The 25,376-nt window shown below is 57.5% G+C and carries 26 protein-coding genes and 1 tRNA gene; 7 read left to right on the top strand and 20 right to left on the bottom strand.

Translation table 11 applies throughout. The annotated features are described in order from the left end of the window. Positions 1-182: 182 nt before the first annotated feature. Positions 183-1,181, top strand: coding sequence for a LacI family DNA-binding transcriptional regulator (locus AC2FIT_RS09445; protein WP_496828853.1), 999 nt, complete (start codon positions 183-185; stop codon positions 1,179-1,181). Here AC2FIT_RS09445 and AC2FIT_RS09450 read toward each other — a convergent pair whose 3' ends face one another. Together AC2FIT_RS09450 and AC2FIT_RS09455 are read right to left on the bottom strand one after the other, a co-directional pair. Beyond that, a complete protein-coding gene (locus tag AC2FIT_RS09450; RefSeq protein WP_496828855.1) occupies positions 1,182-2,315 on the bottom strand; it encodes a Gfo/Idh/MocA family protein in 1,134 nt (377 codons plus the stop codon). A 38-nt stretch (positions 2,316-2,353) separates the two neighbouring features. Further along, positions 2,354-3,457 carry a Gfo/Idh/MocA family protein gene (locus AC2FIT_RS09455; RefSeq protein ID WP_496828856.1) on the bottom strand — a complete coding sequence of 368 codons (1,104 nt, stop codon included), beginning with the start codon at positions 3,455-3,457 and terminating at the stop codon, positions 2,354-2,356. A 112-nt stretch (positions 3,458-3,569) separates the two neighbouring features. Here AC2FIT_RS09455 and AC2FIT_RS09460 point away from each other — a divergent pair, with 112 nt between their 5' ends. The 3 genes from AC2FIT_RS09460 to AC2FIT_RS09470 are packed head-to-tail and all read left to right on the top strand — an operon-like array spanning position 3,570 to position 6,232. Next, a complete protein-coding gene (locus AC2FIT_RS09460) occupies positions 3,570-4,550 on the top strand; it encodes a PfkB family carbohydrate kinase (RefSeq protein WP_496828858.1) in 981 nt (326 codons plus the stop codon). Between the two features lie 9 nt (positions 4,551-4,559). After that, positions 4,560-5,396, top strand: coding sequence for a 5-deoxy-glucuronate isomerase (locus tag AC2FIT_RS09465; protein WP_496828860.1), 837 nt, complete (start codon positions 4,560-4,562; stop codon positions 5,394-5,396). Next, positions 5,393-6,232: a class II fructose-bisphosphate aldolase gene (locus AC2FIT_RS09470; protein WP_496828861.1), complete on the top strand. Its 840-nt coding sequence runs from the start codon at positions 5,393-5,395 to the stop codon at positions 6,230-6,232. Before AC2FIT_RS09465 ends, AC2FIT_RS09470 begins: the two co-directional genes overlap by 4 nt. A 4-nt stretch (positions 6,233-6,236) precedes the next feature. Here the strand turns inward: AC2FIT_RS09470 and AC2FIT_RS09475 are convergent, their stop codons facing one another. From AC2FIT_RS09475 to AC2FIT_RS09525, 11 genes are all read right to left on the bottom strand, one after another. Next, complete coding sequence (locus AC2FIT_RS09475) at positions 6,237-7,016, bottom strand: TIM barrel protein (protein ID WP_496828863.1); 780 nt, start codon at positions 7,014-7,016, stop codon at positions 6,237-6,239. Between the two features lie 22 nt (positions 7,017-7,038). Further along, positions 7,039-7,797, bottom strand: coding sequence for an SDR family NAD(P)-dependent oxidoreductase (locus tag AC2FIT_RS09480; protein WP_496828865.1), 759 nt, complete (start codon positions 7,795-7,797; stop codon positions 7,039-7,041). Next, entirely contained in the window at positions 7,794-8,600 is an 807-nt protein-coding gene (gene iolB, locus AC2FIT_RS09485) for a 5-deoxy-glucuronate isomerase (protein ID WP_496828867.1), read from the bottom strand. The genes AC2FIT_RS09480 and iolB overlap by 4 nt, the downstream gene beginning before the upstream one ends. A gap of 47 nt (positions 8,601-8,647) precedes the next feature. Continuing rightward, positions 8,648-9,829: a phytanoyl-CoA dioxygenase family protein gene (locus AC2FIT_RS09490; RefSeq protein WP_496828868.1), complete on the bottom strand. Its 1,182-nt coding sequence runs from the start codon at positions 9,827-9,829 to the stop codon at positions 8,648-8,650. A gap of 48 nt (positions 9,830-9,877) precedes the next feature. After that, positions 9,878-10,777, bottom strand: a complete 900-nt coding sequence (gene iolE / locus AC2FIT_RS09495) for a myo-inosose-2 dehydratase (protein ID WP_496828870.1) — start codon at positions 10,775-10,777, stop codon at positions 9,878-9,880. Further along, positions 10,774-12,606, bottom strand: coding sequence for a 3D-(3,5/4)-trihydroxycyclohexane-1,2-dione acylhydrolase (decyclizing) (iolD, locus tag AC2FIT_RS09500; protein WP_496828872.1), 1,833 nt, complete (start codon positions 12,604-12,606; stop codon positions 10,774-10,776). The genes iolE and iolD overlap by 4 nt, the downstream gene beginning before the upstream one ends. An 88-nt stretch (positions 12,607-12,694) precedes the next feature. Continuing rightward, positions 12,695-13,513: an ATP-binding cassette domain-containing protein gene (locus AC2FIT_RS09505; RefSeq protein WP_068338300.1), complete on the bottom strand. Its 819-nt coding sequence runs from the start codon at positions 13,511-13,513 to the stop codon at positions 12,695-12,697. A 1-nt stretch (position 13,514) separates the two neighbouring features. Beyond that, positions 13,515-14,621 (bottom strand): ABC transporter permease, encoded by a 1,107-nt coding sequence (locus tag AC2FIT_RS09510; protein WP_224891598.1) that lies wholly within the window; start codon positions 14,619-14,621, stop codon positions 13,515-13,517. Positions 14,622-14,687: 66 nt separating this feature from the next. Further along, positions 14,688-15,608: a sugar ABC transporter substrate-binding protein gene (locus AC2FIT_RS09515; protein ID WP_496828875.1), complete on the bottom strand. Its 921-nt coding sequence runs from the start codon at positions 15,606-15,608 to the stop codon at positions 14,688-14,690. A gap of 121 nt (positions 15,609-15,729) precedes the next feature. Beyond that, positions 15,730-16,743: an inositol 2-dehydrogenase gene (gene iolG / locus AC2FIT_RS09520; RefSeq protein WP_496828877.1), complete on the bottom strand. Its 1,014-nt coding sequence runs from the start codon at positions 16,741-16,743 to the stop codon at positions 15,730-15,732. Between the two features lie 249 nt (positions 16,744-16,992). Beyond that, positions 16,993-17,886: a LysR family transcriptional regulator gene (locus tag AC2FIT_RS09525; protein ID WP_496828879.1), complete on the bottom strand. Its 894-nt coding sequence runs from the start codon at positions 17,884-17,886 to the stop codon at positions 16,993-16,995. 146 nt (positions 17,887-18,032) lie between these two features. Between AC2FIT_RS09525 and AC2FIT_RS09530 the strand changes: the two genes are divergently transcribed. Together AC2FIT_RS09530 and AC2FIT_RS09535 are read left to right on the top strand one after the other, a co-directional pair. Further along, positions 18,033-18,647: a nitroreductase family protein gene (locus tag AC2FIT_RS09530; RefSeq protein WP_496828881.1), complete on the top strand. Its 615-nt coding sequence runs from the start codon at positions 18,033-18,035 to the stop codon at positions 18,645-18,647. Between the two features lie 9 nt (positions 18,648-18,656). After that, entirely contained in the window at positions 18,657-19,625 is a 969-nt protein-coding gene (locus tag AC2FIT_RS09535) for a DMT family transporter (RefSeq protein WP_496828883.1), read from the top strand. A 28-nt stretch (positions 19,626-19,653) separates the two neighbouring features. Here AC2FIT_RS09535 and AC2FIT_RS09540 read toward each other — a convergent pair. The 3 genes from AC2FIT_RS09540 to AC2FIT_RS09550 form a co-directional block, all read right to left on the bottom strand. Further along, positions 19,654-19,731: transfer RNA gene (locus tag AC2FIT_RS09540), tRNA-Arg, on the bottom strand. A 217-nt stretch (positions 19,732-19,948) separates the two neighbouring features. Further along, positions 19,949-20,413: a GNAT family N-acetyltransferase gene (locus tag AC2FIT_RS09545; RefSeq protein WP_496828885.1), complete on the bottom strand. Its 465-nt coding sequence runs from the start codon at positions 20,411-20,413 to the stop codon at positions 19,949-19,951. Beyond that, positions 20,414-20,725, bottom strand: coding sequence for an ETC complex I subunit (locus AC2FIT_RS09550; RefSeq protein ID WP_068338286.1), 312 nt, complete (start codon positions 20,723-20,725; stop codon positions 20,414-20,416). Between the two features lie 150 nt (positions 20,726-20,875). On the opposite strand from AC2FIT_RS09550, the gene uvrB reads away from it, so the two are divergent. Then, positions 20,876-23,062 carry an excinuclease ABC subunit UvrB gene (uvrB, locus tag AC2FIT_RS09555; protein ID WP_496828887.1) on the top strand — a complete coding sequence of 729 codons (2,187 nt, stop codon included), beginning with the start codon at positions 20,876-20,878 and terminating at the stop codon, positions 23,060-23,062. A gap of 23 nt (positions 23,063-23,085) precedes the next feature. Here the strand turns inward: uvrB and AC2FIT_RS09560 are convergent, their stop codons facing one another. The 4 genes from AC2FIT_RS09560 to AC2FIT_RS09575 all read right to left on the bottom strand — a co-directional run bounded on the left by AC2FIT_RS09560 (position 23,086) and on the right by AC2FIT_RS09575 (position 25,346). Further along, positions 23,086-24,030: a hypothetical protein gene (locus AC2FIT_RS09560; protein WP_496828889.1), complete on the bottom strand. Its 945-nt coding sequence runs from the start codon at positions 24,028-24,030 to the stop codon at positions 23,086-23,088. A 102-nt stretch (positions 24,031-24,132) separates the two neighbouring features. Further along, positions 24,133-24,486 carry an MmcQ/YjbR family DNA-binding protein gene (locus AC2FIT_RS09565; protein WP_496828891.1) on the bottom strand — a complete coding sequence of 118 codons (354 nt, stop codon included), beginning with the start codon at positions 24,484-24,486 and terminating at the stop codon, positions 24,133-24,135. A gap of 48 nt (positions 24,487-24,534) precedes the next feature. Beyond that, positions 24,535-24,825 carry a hypothetical protein gene (locus tag AC2FIT_RS09570; RefSeq protein WP_068338279.1) on the bottom strand — a complete coding sequence of 97 codons (291 nt, stop codon included), beginning with the start codon at positions 24,823-24,825 and terminating at the stop codon, positions 24,535-24,537. Positions 24,826-24,923: 98 nt separating this feature from the next. Then, the gene (locus AC2FIT_RS09575; RefSeq protein WP_496828894.1) at positions 24,924-25,346 is read right to left on the bottom strand and encodes an excalibur calcium-binding domain-containing protein; all 423 of its coding nucleotides are present in this window, start codon (positions 25,344-25,346) and stop codon (positions 24,924-24,926) included. Positions 25,347-25,376 lie beyond the last annotated feature (30 nt).

Raw genomic sequence — 25,376 nt, forward strand, 5'->3', positions numbered from 1 at the left:
TTCCCGAAGATGTCGGGGGTTAGAATCTTTCATCACATACCATACCTAACCCGCCAAATCCCGTGTATTCAGCCACCTACACTGCTCACCTTTGCAACCGATTGCAAGCTTTGTGCAAAAGTGCATAGTGTCTAGCGCATGACTTTGCCTATCAGCATTCAACCAACACGTCGGTATCCGCTATGAGTGTCACCCTGAAAGACGTTGCCGCGCTGGCTGGCGTTTCGCGCTCGGCCGTGTCGCGCACCTTTACCGAGGGTGCTTCGGTTTCGGCCAAAACCCGTAGCAAAGTAGAAAAGGCAGCCAAAGAGCTGGGCTATAGCCCCAATGCGCTGGCGTCATCGCTCACCACCGGGCGGACCAAGTTGATCGGGCTGATCTCGAACAACTTTCACAATCCAATCTTTCTTGAGGTTTTCGACCAGTTCACCCGCGCCTTGCAGGACCGCGGGCTGCGGCCCTTGATCGTGAACCTGACGGATGAGACCGAGCCTGCGAATTCGGTACGCATGCTGCGGCAGTATTCTGTGGACGCCGCCATCGTTGCCTCATCGACCCTGCCGCCCAGCTTTGCCAAGGCGTTCCACGATGCCGGCGTTCCGGTGGTGCATACATTCGGGCGCTCGGCCACCTCGCCCGAAGTTCATGTGGTTGGAATCGACAACGTGGAATGCGGGCGTATGGCGGCGCGGGAATTGGTGGCGCGTCGGTATCGGCACGTGGGGTATTTAGGTGGTCCACAGGACGCGACATCAGCCATGGACCGGTATCGCGGCTTCATGGAAGAGGTCGAAAAGCACCCTGAACTCAAGGTATCGCATTCTTTCGCAGGGGCGTACTCGTTTGAGGCCGGACGCGCCGAAATGCTGCGCTTGCTGGCTGACACACCTGCGGATGGCTATTTCTGCGGCGACGACATCCTGTCTATTGGTGCGCTGTCGGCCCTGCGTGACCACGGGCTTGAGCCGGGCAAGGATATCGGCATCATTGGCCTGAACGACATGGAGATGTCGCGCTGGGAAAGCATTGATCTGACCACCATTCATCAACCGATTAAGCAGATCATTACCGCGTCTGTCGATCTGGTCGAAGAGATGCTCAAAGACCCCGAACGCTATCCCGAGGCGCGGATTTTCCCCTGCCGGGTGATCGAGCGGGGCACGCTGCGGCCCCGCCCCTGACTAACGGAAGATCGGCGGGCGCGCGTCTTTCCAGGCACCGTCTTCCTTGCCTGATGCAACAGCCGCGTGCACAGCGGCGATGGAACGAAGACCATCTGCTGCGCCGGGCAATCCGTCACGCTGTTCGTCCCGAATTGCATCTGCAAGGTCGCAATAGATATTGGCCACAGCCAAGGGAAAGCCTTCGGGATGGGCTATGGCAACGCGCGACAAGCGCTGCGTGTCCGCGTGCAGCCCGGCTTCGCCTTTTTCGATGATCTGGGTGCGCCCGCCCACAGGGGTATAGATCAGCTGGTTGGGTTGTTCCGAAGCCCAGCGCAGGCCTCCGATTTCACCAAAGACCTGAATGTCAAAACCGTGTTGTCGGCCGATCGCCACGGAGGACGTCCAAAGACGACCCACAGTGCCGCCCTCCATCCTGAAATTGATCATGGCGTCGTCCTCTAACTCACGGCTGGAAATGGTCGAGGCCATGTCGGCGGACAATGATTTCACCTCGTCATCGCAGATGAAACTGGCCATGTGCAGCGCATGGATACCGCAATCCGCGAACTGGCCGGACACACCTGCCATCGCCGGGTCATAGCGCCAGCGAACACGCGGATTGTCGGCGTCGGTTGCATCGCCGTGGTGGCCATGGCTGAAATTCGTCACCACAAGGCGCACCTTGCCGATATCCCCGGCCCGAACCATCGCGCGCGCCTGACGAACCATCGGATACGCAGAATAGCAATAGTTGACCGCACAGATCTTACCCGAGCTTTCTGCCACGCGGACAATCTCTTGGCCCTCTTCCACCGTCATGGTCATCGGTTTTTCGCACAGCACGTTGAAGCCGGCCTCTAAGAACGCTTTGGCAATCTCGAAATGCGTGGAATTCGGGGTGGCGATTGTTACCAGATCAACCCGATCGTCGCGGCCTTTTTCCCCGGCCAGCATGTCCCGCCAATCGCCATAAGCACGATCAGTGGCGATGCCCAAGCGTTGCGCATAGTCGCGGCCCACATCTGGGCGATGATCCAGCGCGCCTGCGGCGAATTCGAACAAACCGTCGGCCAGCGCCCCAAGGCGGTGGGCAGGTCCGATCTGACTGCCTTCACCGCCGCCAATCATTCCCCATCTCAGCTTTGCCATGGTTCTTTTCTCTCTTTGGAATTGAAAGGATTCCGCGATCAGAAATCGCGGATGTCTTGCCACTGCCGCCGCCTGGACGAGGCTAATGCCGCGGCCAGCACCCGGTTGACCTCATGCCCGTCTCGGAAGGTGGGCCAGATCGCTTTGCCGGTATGGATCGCCTCAAGGAAATCCTTGGCCTCGATAATGATCTGGTCCTGATAGCCCGTGCCGTGACCCGGGCCTTGGCAGAAGGGTTCATAGTCGGGATGTGCAGGACCGGTCAGGATCTTGGTAAACCCGCTTTGTGCCTCGGGACCTTCGCGGCGATAAAACCACAGCGCGTTCTGGTCTTCCTGATCGAATCGCAACGCTCCCTTGGTGCCCGAAATCTCATAGGCGTAGCCCATCTTGCGCCCGGTCGAGATCCGGCTGACGTAGATATTTCCCATCGCACCGTTTTCAAAGCGGCACATAATCTGGGCATGATCGTCGTTGGTCACTTTGCCGCCGGGGCGGGTGTCATGGACAGTTTCGACCTCGGCCATAACCCCGGCAATCGGACCCATCAGGGCCAACGCCCCATTGACAATATGAGGGGCGAGATCACCGATTGTGCCGTTTGCCATACCGGTGGTCCGCCATGTGGCCGGGGCGTCAGGATCAGCATAGAAGTCTTCGGTATGCTCGCCCCGGAACCACGTAATGTCACCCAGCTCGCCCTCGGCGACAAGCTTCCGCGCGTATTGCGTGGCGGGTGTGCGAACATAGTTGAATCCGACCATATTCGTGACACCTGCCGCCTCTGCTGCGGCGACCATCGCCTGGCCGTCCTCCAGCGATGCACCCAAGGGTTTTTCGCACAGCACCGGTTTGCCCAAGGCAATTGCGGCTTCAGCGATCTGACGATGCGTCTCCTGGGGCGAGGCGATGACGACTGCGTCGACCGCAGGATCGCCCACCAACACTTTCCAATCTTCGGTCGCACGGCGAAACCCGTAGGCCGCCCGATACCGTTCGGCGCTTTCAGGAGTTGAGGCGCAGATCATCTCAAGACGCGGGCGCAGCGCCGTGTTGAACACCGCGCCAGCGGCAGACATCGCGACCGAATGGGCCTTGCCCATATAGCCGCCACCTACGATTCCAATTCCGATTTCAGGCATCTGCCGCGGCTCCGCACATAGTATTTGCAACCGGTTGCAAAATCAGTATCGTGTGAATCGATTCAACGCAAGGTCCAAACTTTGCCGACCCCACTTTGCCGGAGGACAAGACTTGAGCGCCCTGATTGACGGCATCAAAGGAAACCGCTTCGCCGTGCTGGGCCGTGCAGGCATGGACCTGTATGCCGACCCTATCGGTGTAAAAAGCGAGGATGCCGATACGTTTCACGCCGACCTGGGCGGGTCATCCGCGAATATCTGCGCAGGTCTGGTCAAACTCGGCGGATACGCGTCGCTGATCACCTCGATATCGGATGATGCCATCGGGCGGTTTTGCCTGAACCGCCTGCATCACTATGGCGTCGACACCTCCTACATCCGCGTTTTGGATGGGGTATACCGCATGTCGCTGGCGGTTTACGAAAGCCGGATCGAGAACTTTCAGAACGTCATCTATCGCAACGGCGCCGTCGATTTTCAGGTCACTGAGGAAGACATGGACAGGGTCGATTACGGGTCATTCTCGGCTGTGATCTCGGCCGGCACGGTTTTTGCCGCCGAACCCTCGCGTAGCGCCACGTTCCGCGCATTCGACAATGCACGTGCGGTGGGTCTGCCGATCATCTTCGATATCGATTACCGACCTTATAGCTGGCCCTCGCCCCAAGTGGCCGCAGATGTCCTGTCGCGCGCCGGGGAAGCCAGCGACTTGATCGTCGGCAATGACGAAGAGTTTGGTTTTATGGCTGGCGGACTCGACAAGGGGTTCGCCAAAGCCAAAGAACTGGCTGAAAAACCGGGCCGCGTTGTCATTTACAAAATGGGCGAGAAAGGCGCGATCACGCTGGTGGACGGTCAGGAAATCCGGACCGGCATCTACCCCGTCACCGCTGTTAAACCCAATGGCGCGGGCGACAGTTTTATGGCGGGCCTGCTTGCTTCGATCGCGGTGGGGCATTCATTGAAAGAGGCGGTGATGCGCGGGTCGGCCTGCGCCTCAATCGTGGTCTCACAACCCGGTTGCGCCCCTGCGATGCCAACGGTGCACGAGTTGGACGCATTCCTCGCCGATCATCCCGGCCCAACCACATAGGAGTTTCCCATGCATATTGCGCCCTATGACAACCTAAACAAACCCATCGTCGATGCCGACGACCCAACGGTGCCGCTGAATTATTTCAACATCGTCAAGCTGAAGCGCGGCGAGGCCTTCGATTACCAGGTGCCGGGCTACGAGACCTGCATCGTGCCCGCCACCGGCAGCGTCGATGTGGATGTCGAGGGCGTGCGCTTTGCCCATCTGGGCAACCGGGGCGAGGATGTCTGGGATGGCGAGCCAGAAGGTGCCTATGTGCCGTCGGGGGCCAAGGCGCAAATGGTCTGCGTCTCGGACACGGCCGAGGTTTTCGTGGCCGGCGCCAAATATGACAAAGTGCTCGATCCGTTCGATGTCCGCAAGCACGACCTTGTGCAATATGGCAGCGACGACACCAAGACCCATCGCAAGATCAAGCACATCCTCGGCCAAAAGCAGCACCACAAGGTCGGCCGGTTGCTGGTGAGCGAGCTATTCACGGTTGGCCAGGGCGGCTGGTCCGGCTTCCCCAGCCACAAGCACGACGATGATCGCCTGCCGGACGAAACCCGCCACGACGAAACCTATAACTTCCGCTTCAAACCCAACTGGGGCTCGGGTCTGCAAATGTTGCAGCGTGAAGATAACCTACCGGGGGATGCCTACCATATCGTCGATGGGTCAACGATCTGCATCGACAAGGGCTATCACCCTTGCTGCGTGCTACCGGGCTATGAAATGTACTACTTCACCATTCTCGGCGGCCTCAGCCAGCGCTCATTGGTGCAATATTTCCAACCGACCCATGCCTATCAGATCGAAACAATCCCCGGCATTAAAGACATGATTGCAAAGTTCAAATGACCCTTGTCACACTGAAAGACGTCCTGACCCCCGCCTATCAGCAAGGCTATGCTGTCGGTGGGCTGGTTACCCTTGGATGGGAAGACATGCGCGCCTATGTTGCCGCTGCCGAGGCTGAAGGCGCACCCGTTATCCTGCAAGCAGGTCCAAGCTGCCGTGACCACACCCCGTTGCCCATTCTGGGCAAAATGTTTCTCTATCTGGCTGAAAATGCCTCGGTCCCGGTCGTCGCCCATCTGGATCACGGCTATACGTTCGAAGAGTGCAAGATCGCGCTCGACAGCGGGTTTACGTCCCTCATGTTTGACGGATCTCGCAAGCCTTTGCAGCAGAATATCGATGAGACTGCTGCGATTGCCGAAATGGCGCACGCCGCTGGGATTTCATGCGAAGGGGAAATCGGTTTTGTCGGCTATTCCGGGGGCGAAGGGTCGAATGGCACCGATCCAGTCGAAGCCGCTCAATTCGCAAAAGAAACCGGCGTGGACGCAATGGCCATTTCGGTCGGCAACGTCCATTTGCAGCAGAACAAGGAAGGCGGTCTGGATGAAGATCGCATCCGTCAGATCGACGCCATGACCGATGTTCCACTGGTTATCCATGGCGGGTCCGGCGTTCCGGTCGAGCAGCGCAAGCGCCTCGCTCGCGAAACCTCGATCTGCAAGTTCAATATCGGGACCGAGCTGCGTATGGCGTTCGGCAACGCCATGCGTGAGGCCGTCAACCGCGATCCGGAAAGATTTGACCGCGTCTCAATCCTGAAGGAAACCCATGACCCGGTCGAGGCCGCAGCCCGCACCGTGATCCGGGCATTCGGGGCACCACCGCAAAAATGAACAGTCAGAGTGTAAACGCATCCCGAAAGGCTGCAAGCGCGGCCTCGGGGTCACCGGAGGCAAACGCCTCCATCGCAACCGGTCCTCGGTATCCCATATCGCTCAACGCCTGCGCAACACAGGCATAGTTGATTTCACCTGTTCCGGGCTGACACCGGCCCGGATTGTCGGCAATCTGCACTTCACCGATCCACGGCAGGCACTTTTGACACCAACGGATCAGGTCGCCCTCTCCGAACTGAGTGTGATACAGGTCCAGGTTGATACGCAATTGTGGGCGGTCGATCGCAGAAACCAACGTCAGAACATCATTGGTCGATCCAAAGGGGCAACCCGGGTGATCCAGCATGTTCAAGTTCTCTAAGGTGAATATGACACCCTCTTCTTCGGCCAGATCGCAGATGCGATTCAGGGTGTCCTGTGCTTTCAACCACATTGCTCCGGTCACAGTGTCGTGCTGCCAGATCGGAATCCCACCGTCGCCCAATCCAGTCCCATGCAGGTTCAGACGATCCACCCCCAAACGTTTGCCAATCCGGGCCGTTTCCCGAGCGGAACTTAGCAACATACCCGCGCCGTCGTCATCGGCCAGACGGCCCTTGAGATAGCCGTTCATGATCGTGAAGTTCGCGCCAATGCGCTCTAGCTTTTCAAGATCAAGATTCGGCCAGTTCCACAGGCCCACTCCGAACCCCAATTCTGTCAACCGAGCAACGCGCCACTCCATCGGCTTGTCCAGCCAAAGCATTTCTGCACAGGCCGAAAGTTGAAACGGTTGACGCATACTGCCCCCAAATCTTCGATTTCTAGATTGAGCCACCCTCGACCATGAAATTGCCTGCGCTGCACATCGCGGCATCGTCAGAGGCCAGAAACACCACCATGCGCGCCACATAGACCGGATCGATCGGATCAGGCAGGCACTGGCGATCGATCTGTTTGGCCAAAGCCTCGGGTGTGACCCACAGGTCTTTCTGACGTTTCGTCATGATCCAGCCGGGAACAACGGTATTCACACGGATACGGTGATCGCCCAGCTCACGCGCCATGGTGCGGGTCAGTCCGTGAACTGCGGATTTGGCAGTGGCGTAGGCCGGGAAACCGGCGCCCGCCTCCCACCACGAGTTTGACCCCAAGTTGACGATTGAACCGCCGCCGCGTTCAATCATGGCGGGTGCAGTGTGTTGGATGGCAAAAAACATGTGGCGGATATTGGTTGCCATCCTTTCATCCCAATAATCCGGTGTCACTGTGCGCCAGTCATGCCTGTCGTCATGGGCGGCGTTGTTGACCAGAACATGCGCTGACCCCAGTTCCTTGGTCAGTTGGTCTAATGCCGACCGCAGAGCATCTATGTCGCGCAGGTCGCATTGGGCGAACGCGTGATCGCCGTGAAGATCAGCCAGCAGCGTTTGTCCGGCAGTGGCGTTGATGTCCACAAACCCGACCTTCGCCCCCTGCGCGGCAAAGGCGCGCACGGTTTTTGCGCCTATGCCGCCGGCCCCTCCGGTAATAAAAACGGTTTTTCCCGTCAGGCTGGGGTAAGTCGCAAAGTTTTGGCTCATCCATCACGCTCCATGATCCATTCGACCTCAGGGGCCGCAACAAAGCGCCATTTCCGCAAAGGCCCGGCCATGACGTTCAGGTAGTACATCTCAAACCCGTAGGGTGCGCCGCAAGGGTGATGGCCTTTCGGAACCGCCACAACGTCGCCATCGGACACGGCCATCGTCTCGTCCAATTGTCCATCATCGGTATAGACCCGCTGTATGCCGAACCCATTGGCCGGGTTGAGCCGGTGATAATACGTCTCTTCCAGATAGGTAATCCTGGGAAAGTCGTCTTCGTCATGACGGTGACTGGGATAGGACGACCAATGCCCGTTTGGTGTGAATACTTCGGTTACCAGCAGGCTGTCGGCATAGTCTTCCGCCTCCATCGCGATGTTGTTGATATAGCGTGTGTTCACGCCTTTGCCGCGTTCGGTCAGCGTGATCCCCTCGGGGCCGATGCGACGCGCCGTGTGCCCACCCTTGCCGGGGGCGGAACAGACCGCAAGGACGCAATCGGTTTCAGCAACGGCCCGCCACTCAGTTCCGTTTGGCAGGTAAAGGCAATGGGGCGCCGTCTTTTCAAACACGTTCATCCGATCGCCCAGAATGCCCCAATCCTGCCCAGCGCCAGTGATCTGCGCCTTGCCCTCGACCATGACCAAGATAACCTCGCGGTCATCGGTGGCTTCGGCGGCTGTGTCACCAGCACGCAGGTGATACAGGCCGAATCCGACATAGCGCCACCCTGCACTTGCCGGAGTGATGTCATGCACCTTGCCACGGCGACCGTTTGGTTTCTTGAGCAAATCTGCCATGATGGTCTCCGGTATTGGACGGCCATTCAGACCGCCCGGTTCTTATTTCAGGCGATTTGCCGTGTGGTAAGCGCCGAAAGCGCATTCGCTAGCTGCACCTCAGACCACCCCTCGGCCACAGCGCGGCGCAGGATATCCGCCTGACTGTCCGGCGCATTACCCCCGACCGGAGGATCTGTGTCGAGATTGGTCGGGAAGGGATACCCCTCGGCGGTGGCGTCGATTGCGGCCTCCAACTCTGCACTGGTCAGATCGCCCCGTTGTTTCAAGGTGATGAGCGAAGGAAAAACCGCCTCGGACATCGCACGGCGATCCACGGCCTCCATCGCCCGACCAAAGGCCGAGGACACCTGCAGCAGGTTTGCCATGCGGTGAATGTCCACGCTGCGGTTTTCGCCGGCCGCATGGAACAGCGCAGGGTTGAAGAAGACGGCATCCCCCTTTTGCAAAGGTAACTGCACATAATGGTCTTCGAAATGCGCGCGGTGATCCGTGTCGTGGAAGGCAAGATATCCGGGTGCATAAAGCTGCGAGAACGGAAGCAGCTTGGTCGGGCCAGACTCGACCGGCATATCGCAATGCGCCACAGCGCCCTGCAATGTCAGAGCTGCCGTCAGAAAATGCGCATGCGCGGGATAGCGCGATGCGCTGTCTGCTGTTTGAAAGCCAAGGTGATAGTCACGATGCGCCTGCTGCGCCTGCCCGCCGGGACGCACCTGATTGATCTGTGCCGTGACTTGATAGTTCGGGCCAAGCCACGCCTCACACGCGGCGGCAATTGAGGTGTTCCCGAAATAGAGCGCAAAGCCTTCGGGATCACGCAGGCACTGTTTCTGCAACGCATTCCAAATCCGGTCATTCGCCCCAGAGGCCGCAAAGTGGTCGCCCTCACCCCCGCCGCACTGTCGTTCGTCTTCGATGATCTGGCGGAACACGTCGGTGGCCCGGTCGATCACACTCGTGTCCGGATACGCCCGCTTGAGGGCAATGACACCTGCGGATTTGGCAAGCACCCAAGCCCATTCGGCCAGCAAAGCCTGCCGCTTGTCTGCGTGCCCTAGAACCGGACGCAGAACTTGCATGTCATAGACCGGTATATTGTTTTCCACGGACGCAGCAAACGGCGCCGCGTTCGCCGAAAGGGCCTGTGAGGTCAACACCTTGAATTCGTCCAGATCACAGGATTCCCGGTCAAAATAGCCGACATATCCGAGGTCTTGATTTACCATGACATTCTCCTTTTTCATGGTTTCGGTGTTGCCCCTTGGGGCGGTGTGCTATGCGGTGATCTCCAATCCTGCTTTGTCGCAGACGTCGACGATGTGGTCGTAGCCCATTTTGGAGTAGTCGTAGGGCGGTGCCTTGGCCGGATCCTGTTCGGCTTCGACCACGATCCAGCCGTCATAGTCCATCGCTTTCAGCGCATTCGCAACTGCCTGAAAATCGATGCAACCGTCACTGGGCACGGTAAAAGCACCTGCGATAACTGCATCGAGGAAACTGAGGTTGTTCTCGCGGGCGTCCTGCACAATGGCCGGGCGAATATCCTTGAAATGGACGTGATGAACACGATCACCCCAACGGTTCAGGGTCGCCAGAACATCGCCGCCGCCGAACAGCAGGTGGCCGGTGTCAAAGCACAGCTTCACCTCTGGTCCCGAACCCTCCATCAGCCAGTTCACGTCATCTTCGCTTTCGATGATAGTGCCCATGTGATGATGATAGGCCATTGGCATGCCCTGATCGGCCATCCATTTCGCCAGCTCGGTGATATTTGCGGCATAAGCCAACACGTCGTCTTTCGACAATTTCGGCCTGTCATTGACCGGAGTCCCAATCTGCCCCTGAACCGTGTTCGAGCATTCGGCATAGACAATGCACGGGCTGTTCAGGGCCACAAATTGTTCGACTTGTGCACGTACGGTGTTCCGCTCGGTCGCGAAATCATTGACCAGGGATGCACCGGAACACCAGCCGCCACACAACGCGATATCGTTTGCCTCAAGATAGGCGCGCAGCCCTTCGGTATCGCTGGGCATCCGCTGGCCGCGCTCAACACCGGTATAGCCGATCTCGCGCGCTTCTTTCAGGGCCTGCTCCATAGTAAAGGCCGCCGTAAGATCCGGCAGGTCGTCATTCTGCCATGCGATCGGAGAGATTCCGATTTTCACGCTCATTTCGCGTTTCTTTCCTTGAGCGCGACCTCATAAGCCGCACGTTTTTCGTTTACTTCGGGGCGGGCGCTGACCTCGGGCACAGCCACTTCCCACCACGTACCGCCAAATTCGGTGGACGGGTACGGGTCAGTATCGATGACCACCACATATGGCCCTTTGATATCGCCCCGTTTAGCCAGCGCGTCTTCGAACTCGGCAATCGAACTGACCTTGACCGATGTCGCCCCCATCGCCGCCGCGTGGGCCGCAAAGTCGATTGCCGACGGTGTTTCATGCACTGCGTGATCCAGCAGGTTGTTAAACTCTGCCCCGCCAGTGCCCATCTGCAATCGGTTGATGCACCCAAACCCGCGATTGTCGGTAATGACCAAGGTGAACGCGATACCCATCATCGCCGCCGTCGCCATTTCCGAATTCGCCATCATATAGGTGCCGTCACCGGTAAAGCAGATCACGTCGCGATCCGGCTGAGCCATCTTGATACCCATCGCGCCCGCGATCTCGTACCCCATACAGCTAAAGCCGTATTCCATGTGATAGGACCCAGGCCGCGGCGCTTTCCATAGCTTGTGAAGCTCACCGGGCATCGTGCCCGCCGCGCACATCACAACCGTATCGTTACTCGAAGCCCGCTGAACCGCGCCTACCACCTGCATGTCGGTTGGCAGCGCGTTGCCCTCGCCGGGTGCGTCGGTTAGTCTGTCGACCTTGCCGAACCAATCGGCCTTCAGGGTGTCGGCAACGGACTGTGCGCGATAGCCCTTCAGACCTGCACTCAATTCCTCAAGCCCCACACGCGCGTCGGATTGCAGCGGCATGGCACCGTGTTTTTCGGCATCGTAGGCAGACGTATTCAGGCAGATCATCTCGCGGTCGGGGTTCGAGAACAGGCCCCATGAGCCGGTCGTAAAATCTTGCAAACGTGTGCCCACAGCCAACACCAGATCAGCCTCGGTGCTGACGGTGTTGGCGGGTTCTCCTCCGGTCACACCAATGGGGCCAAGGTTCAGCGGATGGTCCCAGGCCAGCGACGACTTACCTGCCTGTGTCTCGGTTATCGGAATGTTGTGCGTTTCGGCAAAGCTTTGCAGCGCGTCGGTGGCCCCCGAGTAGTGTACCCCGCCCCCTGCCACGATCACGGGGCGCTTGGCCGCCTTGATCGCGGCGACCGCCCGGGCCAGCTCGGCCTCATCCGGACGTATACGGCGCTGATACCAGACGCGCGGCTCAAAAAAGCTTTCGGGATAATCATAGGCTTCGGCCTGTACGTCCTGACAGAAGGCCAGTGTCACCGGGCCACAATCGGCCGGGTCGGTCATCGTGCGGAAGGCACGCGGCAACGCGGTCAGCAAATGCTCGGGCCGCGAGATACGGTCAAAATACCGGCTGACCGGACGGAAACAGTCGTTTGCGCTGACGGTTCCATCGGTGAAATCCTCGGTCTGCTGCAACACCGGATCGGGTCCGCGAGAGGCGAAGACATCACCGGGCAAAAGCAGGACAGGCAGACGGTTCACATGGGCCAGCGCAGCCGCCGTCACCATATTGGTGGCACCCGGTCCGATCGACGAGGTCACGGCCATCGCGCGGGTGCGCCGCATCTGCTTGGCATAAGCAATCGCGCAATGCGCCATGGTCTGTTCATTGTGACCGCGGTAAGTGGGCAGGCTGTCTTTTACGGCGTGCAGCGCTTCACCCAACCCGGCCACGTTGCCATGACCAAAGATAGCCCAGACGCCTGCGATAAACGGCTCTCCGGCTTCGTTCATCTGCGCGCCCAGATAGCGCACCAAAGCTTGCGCTGCGGTCAGTCGGACTGTCTTGCCCATTGTGATCCCTTTCAACACAAGGCCGTTCTGGCCATTCTTGTGATTTTAGTCCTTTCTGAACCGAAGAACCGAAAAGATAGAAACGGAGTCAAACCGTTCCGCCCAAGGACCCTTCCAACTCGGCCATTTCCTGACCGCCTGCCATAAGGTCCTGTAGTTGTTCGGGCGTGATTTCGCCTCGTTTCGCGGTGCCCAAGGTCTTGCCCCTGTTCAAAACAGTGAAACGATCCCCGACTGCCAAGGCGTGCCGTACGTTGTGGCTGATGAAAACAACACCAACGCCCTGACTGCGCACCTTGTCGATGGTTGCCAGAACGTTCGAGGTTTGACGCACCCCAAGGGCCGAGGTCGGTTCATCCAAAATCAGAATCTTGGCGCCGAAATACACCGCACGGGCGATGGCGACCGTCTGACGCTCGCCACCCGATAATGTGCCGACAGCCTGATCCGGCCCCCGCAGGTTGATGCCCATGTTCCGCATCTCTTCCATGCAAACCTCATTGGCGGTGTCCACGTCAAAGCGTTTCAACAGCCCCTTCCCCTTGGTCGGCTCGCGCCCCATGAAGAAGTTGCGCGTCACACTCATCAGCGGGATCATGGCAAGATCCTGGAACACGGTCGCAATCCCCGCCTCCATCGCATCGCGCGGCGTATCGAAATGCAGCGGTTTGCCTTCGAAAAAAATCTCGCCCTTGGTGGGTTTGTGAACCCCTGACATGGTCTTGATGAAGGTCGATTTGCCCGCACCATTGTCGCCCAGCAAACAGTGGCACTCACCCGGTTTGACATCAAAGCTGACTCCTGCCAGTGCGATGATATTGCCAAAGTGCTTTTCGATGTTCTTCATTTCAACGATGGGGGCCGCGTCGGTCGCATCGCCGTGATGGAACTTGGTATCTTCGGTCATATCAGCGCTCCCCGGTTACGCGTTTACGGATCGCGTTGTTGAACAGAACTGCAATCAGCAGCATCGCACCCAGGAACACCTGGAACCAGTCCTGATCGAAATCGGTATAGGTCAGCCCAATGACCACCATGCCAAAGATGATCGAGCCAAAGAACGCCCCAATGGCCGAGCCATAGCCGCCGGTCAGCAGGCAGCCACCAATCACGGCTGCGATGATCGCTTCGAATTCCTTTTGGAAACCGCGGCGCGCGTCGGTTGAACCCGCGTCCATCACGGTGATGATGGCCACCAATGCGGCGCAGCAAGCCGTCAGCATGAACAGCGAGACCTTGACGCGGTTGACCGGCACGCCTGAGTTTGACGCAGCAATCCTGTCGCCACCTGAAGCAAAGATCCAGTTCCCCGCAGGGGTACGCAGCAGAACATAAGTGGCGGCTAGCGCCAGCGCGATAAACCACAGAATTTCGACCGGGATTCCCGGTACTTTCGGCGCACCGCTTTTGAACGTGTCGATCAGGCCATTGGCCGCCAGCCAACTGAACAGACCCCCAAACGCTTCGCCCGCAAAGAACGGTGCCAGCCAGTCATTTTCGGTGGCATCCCGCACTCCCCGCAACTGGGTTGAGCCACCGGTTGCCATTTTCAAACCAACCAGAGACAGGCCGCGCAGGATAAACAGAAACGCCAGAGTCACAATAAATGATGGAAGACCAGATCGGATCACAATGTTGCCGTTGACCGCGCCGACCATGGCCGCAAAAACAAAAGTCATCGGAATGGCAGCCATCAGCGGCAATTGCCAGGTGACCACGCAAACACCGAAAAACAGGCCAGAGAATGCCACCATCGACCCAATCGACAGGTCGAACTCTCCGCCAATCATCAGCAACGCGGCCCCAATGGCAAGGATGCCCAACTGAGCGGCAGGCGTCATGAAATTCATCACACCGGCCAGGGTAAACATGGACGCATCGGCGGTGATTGCAAAGAAGATGAACACCAGGATTACACCGGCCATTGCGCCGAGTTCGGGGCGTTTCATCAATTTGGTCAGAAACGGTTCGCTCTTGACCCTTTCGTCAGCTGCGACGGGCGCTGATTGGCTCATGCTCTCCTCCCACTTAGGTTGAAACGGCGCAAGCCACGCCGTTTCCGTTGTCACAGACCAAAAGGCTTAGCGGATACCTTGAGCTGACAGATCAATCACCTGCGCAGCCTTTTCCTGAGTGACCAGGTTGGGACCCGAGGGCACATTACCGCCGGGCATAAGGCCGTACTTGGCGTGCAGCCCCATGAAGTTCACCGCCAGGTAACCTTGCAGATACTGTTGCTGGTCAATCGCAAAAGCCGCATCGCCATCCGCAATCGACTGCAGGAAGTTTGCTGACAGGTCAAAAGAGGCAACGTTCACCTCGCGGCCCGATCCTTTGACAGCCGCAACAGCAGGCTCACCCGCCGAACTGGCGCCCAGCGCCATGACGGTGTCCACGGCCTCGTTCGAAGCCAAAGCTGCGGAGACCTTGGATTCGATTTCCGATGGGTCGTTCGAGGTTGGAAGCACTTCGACCTCTCCGCCAAACCCTTCAGCGAAGCCTTCGCAACGCAAGTCCAGCGCGACGTTGCCTACTTCGTGGTTGACGCAGATCGCTGTTGTTCCGCCCATCGCGGCCAGCGCCTCGCCTGCGGCCTTGCCGGCATCGAATTCGTCCTGGCCAACATGCAGCAACGCACCCAACTCCTTGGACACGTCAGACCCCGAGTTGATCGAGATCACCGGAATTCCGGCCGCGACCGCGCGTTCAATTGACGGCCCCAGCGCGTCTGCATCCGGGATCGAAACGATAAGCCCATCGGGTTCCTGGTTCACGGCGGCGTCGATCAGCTGCGACATGGCCACCATGTCGAAGGTCTCGGGCGCGCGATATTCCACGTTTACGCCGACATCCTTACCGGCCTGCTCGACCCCGTTCTTGACGACATTCCAAAACGCGTCATTTGCCTGACCGTGCGACACAACCACGATTTCCTGCGCGAATGCTGGCGCGGCCAGAGCCAGAGCACCGGCAGCCAGTGCGCCTTTTACGAACTTATTCATTTGGTTTCCTCCCATAAGAACAGTCTGTCTTTTGTGGGGCGTCAGCCCCAATCATCCGGACGAACCGAATCTCCTCTGCTCCGCAAGCTGGCGGAGCTTGCTTCAGTTTCCGGATATCCCATCATTTTGCAACCGGTTTCAAAACCTCCTCTATTGCAACCGGCTGACCTGACTGCATAGAACGGGTCGCAGCCTCGGCCATGGCAAGGGCGGCGACGCCATCCTCAAGCGTCACGGGCATCGCCGAACCAGCCTGAACGGCCTGCACAAAAGCATCCCATTCTGCGCGATAGGCGGGCATATAGCGTTCTAAGAAAAAGTAGGTTGGCTTCGCCGCGGTGACGCCATCAGCGGTGGATTTTACAACAGCGTGTTCCAGAATATTCTGCGCTTGAAGCATGCCGCCCGATCCCAACACCTCGATCCGCTGATCATAGCCATACACTGCGCGACGCGAATTCTTGATCACCGCAATCTGACCTTCGGCGTATGTCATGGTGACAACACCAGTGTCCACGTCACCAGCGCGCCCGATCTCGGGGTCCACAAGCGACGAGCCAACGGCGGAAATCTGCACGGGCAAACGGCCCATCAGATAGTTTGCCATGTCGAAATCGTGGATCATCATATCCCGGAACAACCCGCCCGAATCCTTGATATAGCTGACCGGCGGCGGCGCGGGGTCGAAAGAGGTGATCGAAAGCATCTCGGGCGTACCGATTTCACCCTGATCCGCCGCAGTTTTCAGCGTTGAAAAGCTTGGGTCAAAGCGGCGGTTGAATCCCACCATCACCGGCTGTTCAGTGTTCGACACTGCCGCCTGACATGCCAGCGCTCGCTCAAGATTCAGGTCAATAGGCTTTTCACACAGAACCGCCTTTCCCGCCTGTGTTGCGGCCTCGATCAGGTTTGAATGCGTGTCGGTCGGCGTCGCAATCAGGATGGCATCAATCGACGGATCGGCAATGATGTCATCAGAGGTACTTACCCTGCCACCCTGTTCGGCAGCCAGGCTTTCAGCCGCATCTGAGATCGCATCAGAGACTGCGCAAAGCCGACTTTGAGGATGCGCAGAAATGGTCTGTGCGTGCACCCGGCCAATCCGCCCCGCGCCAAGCAGTCCAATTCTGAGCATGCGATCCTCCTGATTCTTCAATTGAATCCACCATGGGTATTTTTGCAACCGGTTGCAAGAATTTTTCTAAGCTGGCTAAACAACATCGCAAAACCCGCGGACACAGCGGCAAAACGGAATGAACTGAGGTCAATCGCGGAACCGTTCCGCCAAAGCGTGATTAGCCCTGCGCCATGCCCAATGCGTGCAAAAGATGCGGCCATTCCTCATCATATGGTGGCAAGCCAATTGACCAGATTGCGCCTTGGGTCACGCACTCATCTCATCGACCAGAAAGTCGAGAAATACCCGAACCTTCGAGACTATAAAGCGCCTTGAGGGGTATACCGCATAGAGCGCCGTTTCATTCGGTGTCCAGTCCATCAAAACTGGGCAGAGTTGTCCCTCGGCAATGTCCTGCGCGACATACATTCGGGGAATAACGCTGATGCCAAACCCCGCACACAAAGCGTCGCGGACGGCAAGGCTGGAGGAAACCTTATAGCGCCCGCTTATGGGCACGCTCGCCGTTCGTTTACCGTTTCGGAAAGTCCATTTCGTAGCATGGTCTGACAAGCTGAATTGAATACAGTTGTGCTCTGCCAAGTCCTCAGGCTGCCGGGGCCAACCATGTGTTTCCAAATACGATGGCGCCGCGCAAAGCACATGATCCATTGTCGCCAACTTGCGTGCGATGAGGCCCGAATCTTCGAGGTTGTCGCTGCCGCGCAGAGCAATGTCAAAGCCTTCCTCAACAAGATTCACCCGGCGGTCATCAAGCCTCAGATCCAACGAAATTTCGGGATAGCGTTGCAGGAATTTCGGAATTGCGTCCGACAGGCGGACAAGCGTGACTGTCATCGGGGCGCTGACGCGCAGCAATCCCGAAGGTGTGTTCTGCGCAGCCTGAAGTATGCCGTCCGCTTCCGCGAGGTCGTCTAGCACCTGCACCACGCGTTCAAAATATAGGGTTCCGGCCTCAGTCAGGCTCATACGCCGTGTGGTGCGGTTGATGAGGCGCACAGAAAGATGTGCTTCCAACTCGCTGACGTTTTTACTGATCGCAGCGGGCGACAGGCCCAACTGCCGTGATGCTGCTGCAAAGCTGCCAAGCTCAACAACGTTTCGAAAGACGGTCAGTGCGGTCATACGATCCATTGTCATTCACTATCAGTGAATGATGTTTTCACCAAACACTACATTCTCCACTCGGTGCGACGAGAGTATTTTTGATCATGACGGTGGCGGGGCAAGTCAACCGCATACCACACGCCGAACAATCAATACCCGAAGTATAAAGGAGAGTTTTGATGCAAACCGCAAGAACCCCTCATCACCCTGTTGAACCGATCTTCCTGTCGCGCTGGTCGCCGCGGTCCTACGACGCCTCTGCAATGCCCGAACAGGATCTTATGACCATTCTTGAAGCAGGCCGCTGGGCACCGTCCGCCTATAACGTGCAGCCGTGGCGTTTTCTTTATGCCAAGCGCCAAGACGCGCACTGGTCTACTTTCATCTCGTTGCTGAATCCGTTCAATCAGCAATGGGCTGCTGAGGCTTCGGCGCTGGTCTTTCTGGTGTCAGATACCGTGATGCCCGGCGACGAAACCCGGCCCGATGCGGTGTCGCATTACAATAGCTTCGATTCAGGCGCTGCATGGGCACAGATTGCGCTTCAGGCCACCGCGCTTGGGTATGCCGCTCATGCGATGGCGGGCCTTGCCTTTGATCGCGTGTCCGAGGTGCTGGAACTGCCGGACCGATTCAAGGTGGAGATTGGGATCGCAATCGGGCGTCAGACCGATGCCAACCGCCTTCCCGAGGAACTGCAAACTCGTGAGACTCCAAGCGACCGGATGCCACTGGAGCAAATTTCATTTTCGGGCCCATTCCCAAGCCGGTTCAACCCGATAGCAGCGGAGTAGGAGGTTGAAATGCCGACGCAATTGAGTAACCCCATCTCAAAATCCAGAACCGGCCTTGACCTGCCGGTACATGGATTGATGCTGGTGGCGACATTTCTTGTCGCCACGTCTTTTCCGGTCGCGTCGGCCATCACCGCCGGTCTCGACAGCGTTGTGCTAACGCTGATCCGGTTTGCCCTTGCGACCCTGTTGTTTGCGCCACTTGTTATTTGGCGCTATGGACTTGTTCTGCCGACGCTGAGCGATTTGCTGCGGTACGGGGTGCTGAGCCTTTTGATGGTTGCGTTTTTCTGGTGCATGTTCGCCGCTTTGCGCACGACAACGCCATTGAACACTGCGGCAATATTTGCGCTGCACCCAATCATCACGGCCACCATGGCCGCTATCCTCTTGCGCGAGAAGATGTCGCTTTCGGCGCGCGTGGCCTTACCCATCGGAGCCGTCGGCGCGATCTGGGTCATTTTTCGGGGGGACCCGCAGGCGTTCATCTCGCTTGAAGTCGGCGCAGGTGATTTGGTGTTCCTGGCAGGTACAGTCGCGCTCGCGGCTTACAGTACACTGGTGAAAGTCCTGCACAGAGGTGAGCCGATGGCCCGGATGACCTTTTGGATTCTGGCGACCGGCGCTGTCTGGTTGCTGTTGCTGTCACTTCCACGACTGGCCGAGGTGCAATGGTCATCGATCCCGACGCAGGTATTTGCTGGAATCGCATACCTGTCGATTTTTACCACGATTGTAACGTTCTTCGCGCTTCAGTGGAGCACCACACGGATCGGGCCAACGCGTGTGGCATCTTACACGTTCCTAAACCCGGCCCTTGTTCTGTTTATCGGCTTGGCTTTGGGGGACAGCTTGCCGCCAATGGCGACATGGCCGGGTGTGATGCTGGCGATTGTTGCAACACTTGTTCTGCAAGCGAACCTTAAAGCCCGGAGCGATGACGCAAAACCCGTAACGCGCCCGAACCCACAAACCTGAACCTGTCGGGGTGAAATGACCAGAGAAGTGGCGAGCCGTGGAGGACTCGAACCCCCGACCTGAGAATTAGAAGTTCCCTGCTCTAATCCAGCTGAGCTAACGGCCCACTCATATTCGCGCTGTATCAGGCAATTGTTATGGATTGTCAACTTGGTGAAGAGCAGGGAAACCTTGGTGATTTGTCACCGCTTAACTTAAGCAATCGACACCGTTGATAAGGTCTTTTTTGAGCGCAGGTTAGCAAAAATACGACTGCGGCTATATGCAACCGGAACCCCACGGTCTGAAGTCTAGAGCCGGTACGGGGCGCTTGATCTGCGACCCTAAAGAGCCAACCGCATAAAAGCGCTGTTGGGATCGTCTTCGTACCCGATGATCGGCCCACAGTAAGCGTAGCCCAATCCTTCATACAGTTTCCGCGCGGCGTCATATTCCGGAAGATGGGCTGCGCCGGTTTCCAGGACCAAGGCTGAAACACCCTCGGAGCGCGCTTGATCTGCCAGGTGCTTCATCATCTGCCTTGCCAGACCGCGCCCGCGCATTTCCACCAGAATATGTACCGACTTTATCTCGGCCGTACCGTCCGGCAGTGCCTTGAGCGCACCGCATCCAACTGGCTGACCTTCGTGGTAGATCGCCCAGACCCTAACATCAGGACCGGCCAACGCTTGCAGATCCAAGGTGTGATTGCTTTCCGCGGGCCCTGCCGTCTGGCTGTGGGCAAAATGGGCCGTAATCACCGGGCGCAACGCGTCAGATGTTGGGTCAACGCGCCTGATCTCGATCATTCAGTGGGTCCAGGCACCACGCCGGTCAGGAGCGAAGTTTTCGCCATACCCACGGGCGCGCAGGTTTGGTTTGCGCTTGTGCGGCTCGCTGACCTGCACCTCGATCCCGTTATCCTTGGCGTAATCCAGCGCCTCTTCCTTGGTGTCGAACTTCAGGCGCACTTGGGTTTGCGTGTCACTGGACGAGGTCCAACCCATGAGTGGATCAACCTCACGCGCCGAAGCGGGGGCGTATTCCAAAACCCACTTTCGGGTTTTGGCCATCCCCGAGGTCATCGCATTCCTAGCAGGCTTGTAAATCCGTGCGCGCATGTCGCCTCTCCGTACTCACTTGGCTATTGCTGTATATGCGCCAGACACGCGGCGCGGACAAGTCCGCAATTGTCGCAATTTTGAGGATCGGATATGCCCTCTTGAACAAGAACAAAAACAGACCAAAATCAGGCGCGAAAGGAATCCCCTATGGCATACGCTCATTCCGACAAGACCCAGCTGACCGTCGATGACGTTCGCGCCCGCCTGAAACTGGAAGGCGGCAGGCCCTTCGTGATGCAGACCGAGTTCAACCCCGCAGGCGATCAGCCGACAGCGATCAAGGAATTGGCCGGCGGTGTTCTGGACGGTGAGCGGGATCAGGTTCTGCTTGGCGCGACCGGGACGGGCAAGACCTTCACCATGGCCAAGGTGATCGAGGAAACCCAGCGCCCCGCCATCATCCTTGCGCCCAACAAGACACTTGCGGCACAGTTATACGGCGAATTCAAGGGCTTCTTTCCCGAAAACTCGGTCGAATACTTCGTGTCATATTATGACTATTACCAGCCCGAGGCCTATGTGCCGCGCTCGGACACGTACATAGAAAAAGAATCCCAAATCAACGAACAGATCGACCGGATGCGCCACTCGGCCACCCGCGCGCTGTTGGAACGCGATGACGTGATCATCGTGGCCTCGGTCTCGTGCATCTACGGCATCGGTTCGGTTGAAACCTACGGCGCGATGACGCAGGACGTGAAGGTGGGCAAGGAGTATGATCAGCGGCAGGTGATGGCCGATCTGGTCGCGCAGCAATATCGCCGCAACGATCAGGCGTTTCAGCGCGGCTCGTTCCGGGTGCGTGGCGATTCCTTGGAAATCTGGCCCGCCCACCTTGAGGACCGCGCGTGGAAGCTCTCCTTCTTCGGTGAGGAACTAGAGCAGATCACCGAATTCGACCCTCTGACCGGTGAGAAAACCGACACGATGGAGCAGATCCGCGTCTACGCCAATTCCCACTACGTAACGCCAAAGCCAACAATGCAACAGGCGATCATCGGGATAAAAAAGGAACTGCGCATCCGGCTCGACCAACTGGTCGGCGAAGGCAAACTGCTCGAAGCCCAACGTCTGGAACAACGCACTAATTTCGATCTGGAAATGCTTGAGGCCACCGGCGTTTGTAACGGGATCGAGAACTACTCGCGTTATCTGACAGGTCGCGCACCGGGTGAACCGCCCCCGACCCTGTTCGAATTTATCCCCGACAACGCCATTGTCTTTGCCGACGAATCCCACGTCTCAGTCCCGCAGATCGGCGGCATGTACCGGGGCGACTATCGGCGCAAGTTCACGCTGGCCGAACACGGGTTCCGCCTGCCCTCCTGCATGGACAACCGACCGCTGAAGTTCGAGGAATGGGACGCCATGCGCCCGCAATCCGTCTTCGTTTCGGCCACCCCTGCCGCGTGGGAGCTGGACCAATCCGGCGGTGTTTTCACTGAACAGGTGATTCGACCCACCGGGTTGCTGGACCCCGAGGTTGAAATCCGCCCCGTGTCGATGCAGGTGGACGATCTGCTGGACGAGGTGCGCAGGGTCGCCGCCAATGGCTATCGCACGCTGGTCACGACGCTGACCAAACGCATGGCCGAGGACCTGACCGAATACCTGCATGAACAGGGCATCAAGGTCCGCTACATGCACTCGGACATCGACACGATTGAACGCATCGAAATTCTGCGCGATCTGCGGTTGGGCGCGTTCGATGTGCTGGTCGGCATCAACCTGCTGCGTGAGGGGCTCGACATCCCCGAATGCGGGCTGGTCGCCATTCTGGACGCGGATAAAGAGGGCTTTTTGCGGTCCGAAACCTCGCTGATCCAGACCATCGGCCGTGCCGCGCGAAATGCCGATGGACGGGTGATCATGTATGCCGACAAGATCACAGGTTCGATGGAGCGCGCCTTGGGTGAAACCAACCGCCGTCGCGCCAAGCAGATCGCCTATAACGAGGAACACGGCATCACACCTGCAACGGTGAAAAAGAATGTCGAGGACGTTCTGGCCGGTCTCTACGAAGGCGACGTGGACATGAACCGCGTCACTGCCACCATCGACAAGCCGATGCACGGTGCAAACCTTGAGGCCCATCTGGACGGGTTGCGCGAACAAATGCGCAAAGCCGCCGAGAACCTAGAATTCGAAGAGGCCGCCAACATCCGGGACGAGATCAAACGTCTCGAAGCGGTCGACCTCGCCATCGCTGACGATCCCATGGCGCGCCAATGGGCGGTCGAGAAAGCCTCGGAAGACGCAGTGAAATCACGCGGGCGATCAACGGCTGGGAGGCCGGGGCAGCGGGGTGGGAATGTGAAGCGTAGGCGAAAGTAAAAACCGCTTACTTGCGTCCCGCCCTATTGAGATTCAAAGTCAATTGCCCAGAGGTCAACCGTTGCGAATTTGAATGAAACCGCAAAAACCAATAAAATCGGCCAAATAAACCCGTGAAAATTATCGCTTGCTTGCTCGCCGGTTTCACGTTCCGAAATTTTGGGACTGTGTAGTTGCCGGTATGCCAATCCTGCTTCAGCTACAGAGTCTTCAGCAGATTTCAAGAGACTTCCGTAGTTCGCCTCCTCACTCAGGGCTAGATCAAGCATTCGATAGAACCGAAGGTCGTAACTACCAAATATTTTCGCACTAATTTGCTCCGCTACACTTGAGCTGGACGCATCATTAACGGTGCTTAATAGGTCGCTTGCATTAGAAACAGAAGAGAATTTTGTGAGCTGATTTATTCGATGGTCGATTGCCTCAACTGGAGTGAAACAGTTTCCGGCAAGCTCCACTTTTGCGTCCGGCTCGCTCTCAGCTTTGCCACTTTGCCGAAAGGTTTCAATTGCCGAGCATTCATTCGCGTTGGTTACCGCTTTTTTTCTTTCGTCCAGTTGTTCCGCAGTCAACAGGCGGGCCGTTTCTCTAATTTCACCTAAGAATTTGTTAGAATCCGCAAATATTTTGAGGAGAATTTCTTCGTGGCTCCGTAGCCACTCCGATGTTTCCAGTTTTTCTACATAGTCGGAGTAAATCTTAGCTCTTTCTCGCCGCACTTCAGCGTCCAAAAACACAAACAAGAGTGCCACTGATATAAAAAGTAGGTCCCACACATTCACTGCGTTCTTGGGAAGAGCATTAACGGTACCGTGAATAATTCCTGCCAATGCAGAAAGTGCGGCAAAAATGAAAAATGCCCATTTTGAATCAACATATTGTTCAACGATCAGCGCAAAAACACCCAAACCAACCAAAATGATAAAGTGAAAAAATAGACTGCGTTTTAGAAGATTTTCAACCAACATCCTTCTCTACCCATTTTAGATTTCCTCAAACAGCAAGCGTAGGATGGGTTTTCAACCTATCACCGTCAGACCTACGAATTCTTGATTGGGTAAAACCCCCTCCTAAACCCCCAACTCCGTCCGCATTTTCCTGGTCAGTTTGGCTACAACCAGATCATAAGACGTCACGATATGCTCGCGTAGGGATGTGTCGCTCATCCCGCGTTTTTCGTAGACCTGTAGCCATTTCATCCCCCGTGAGGCCAGATAGGGGGCGGGGCGGATGCCGGGCTCATCCTGCAGCACCTCAAACGCCAGATCGGTGGCTTTGAACGTGAAGGCATCGCGCCCCTCGTTCCAGCCGCAGATGGCAAACACCTTGCCACCCACTTTCCACACATCCGCATTACCCCATTGCACCACGTGAGACGTGGCTTTGAGGCTGGCGCAAAAACTGTTGAACTCATCGCGTGTCATCGCCCGAAGATTGGCGATTGATCGAAATAAGGCAAGCTGTGTCGGGCTTTATCCCTTGTCCCAATGGACAACTACATCAAACCCGGCAGGCGATGGCGGGCCTTCGAGGAACTCGGCAAAATGGCCCCACAGCTCGGCCACTTTGGGCGCGTTTGCGTTTGATTTCTCCTCGCTTTGCACGACAGCAACAACAAAACCGGTGCCGTCTTCATTCATGACATTGGTAAAGCTGTGCATACCGTCCATGCCCATGATCTGATCTTTCAATTCGTTCATTTTGGCCTCGGCAGCATTCCGCATGCCGGGCTTCATTTTGAACTGAGTAATGCGTGCAAACATGTCTTTCCTCCCTGTCAGGGCGAAACCCCCAATGACGGCCAAAACGGCGCGTCAGGTGTAGTGTAACATACCCTTGGGGATTCTCTCAGACTTCGGGATCAGGGCCGCACGAACTTGGCGGTTCCGACCCTGCGCGCTGCGGGTGCCTCGGTGTGCTGCGGCGGCTCGCTTGGTTCGAAAACCACGCTACGCGTGTCGCAGGCCACGCCATCGCCGTCCGGGTCGTTGCGCTTATGGTAGCCCGGCCCACCAGCCACAAAGGGTCCCGGCACTATGTTTTCGACCGCCTCACATCCAGCCAAGGCAATCAGGTGCAGCAAAGCCTCATCATGTTCGAATTCCGAGGTCCGCAAATAGACGCCGACCGCGATGCCGATAGTGGTCACCGGCAGCATAAGAACCATGAGCATGATTCTGATCGGCGACAGGGCGCGCTTGCGCAACGCCTCTGCCCGTCGCTGGCGTCGCGAAACTTTCGGGGCGGGGGTGTCCATGTTTTCTATGCGCGTCTTGTGGGACATGGCATTCTGTTAAACCGAGTTTGTGGCGAA

The organism is Ruegeria sp. YTSA135, assembly GCF_059610165.1.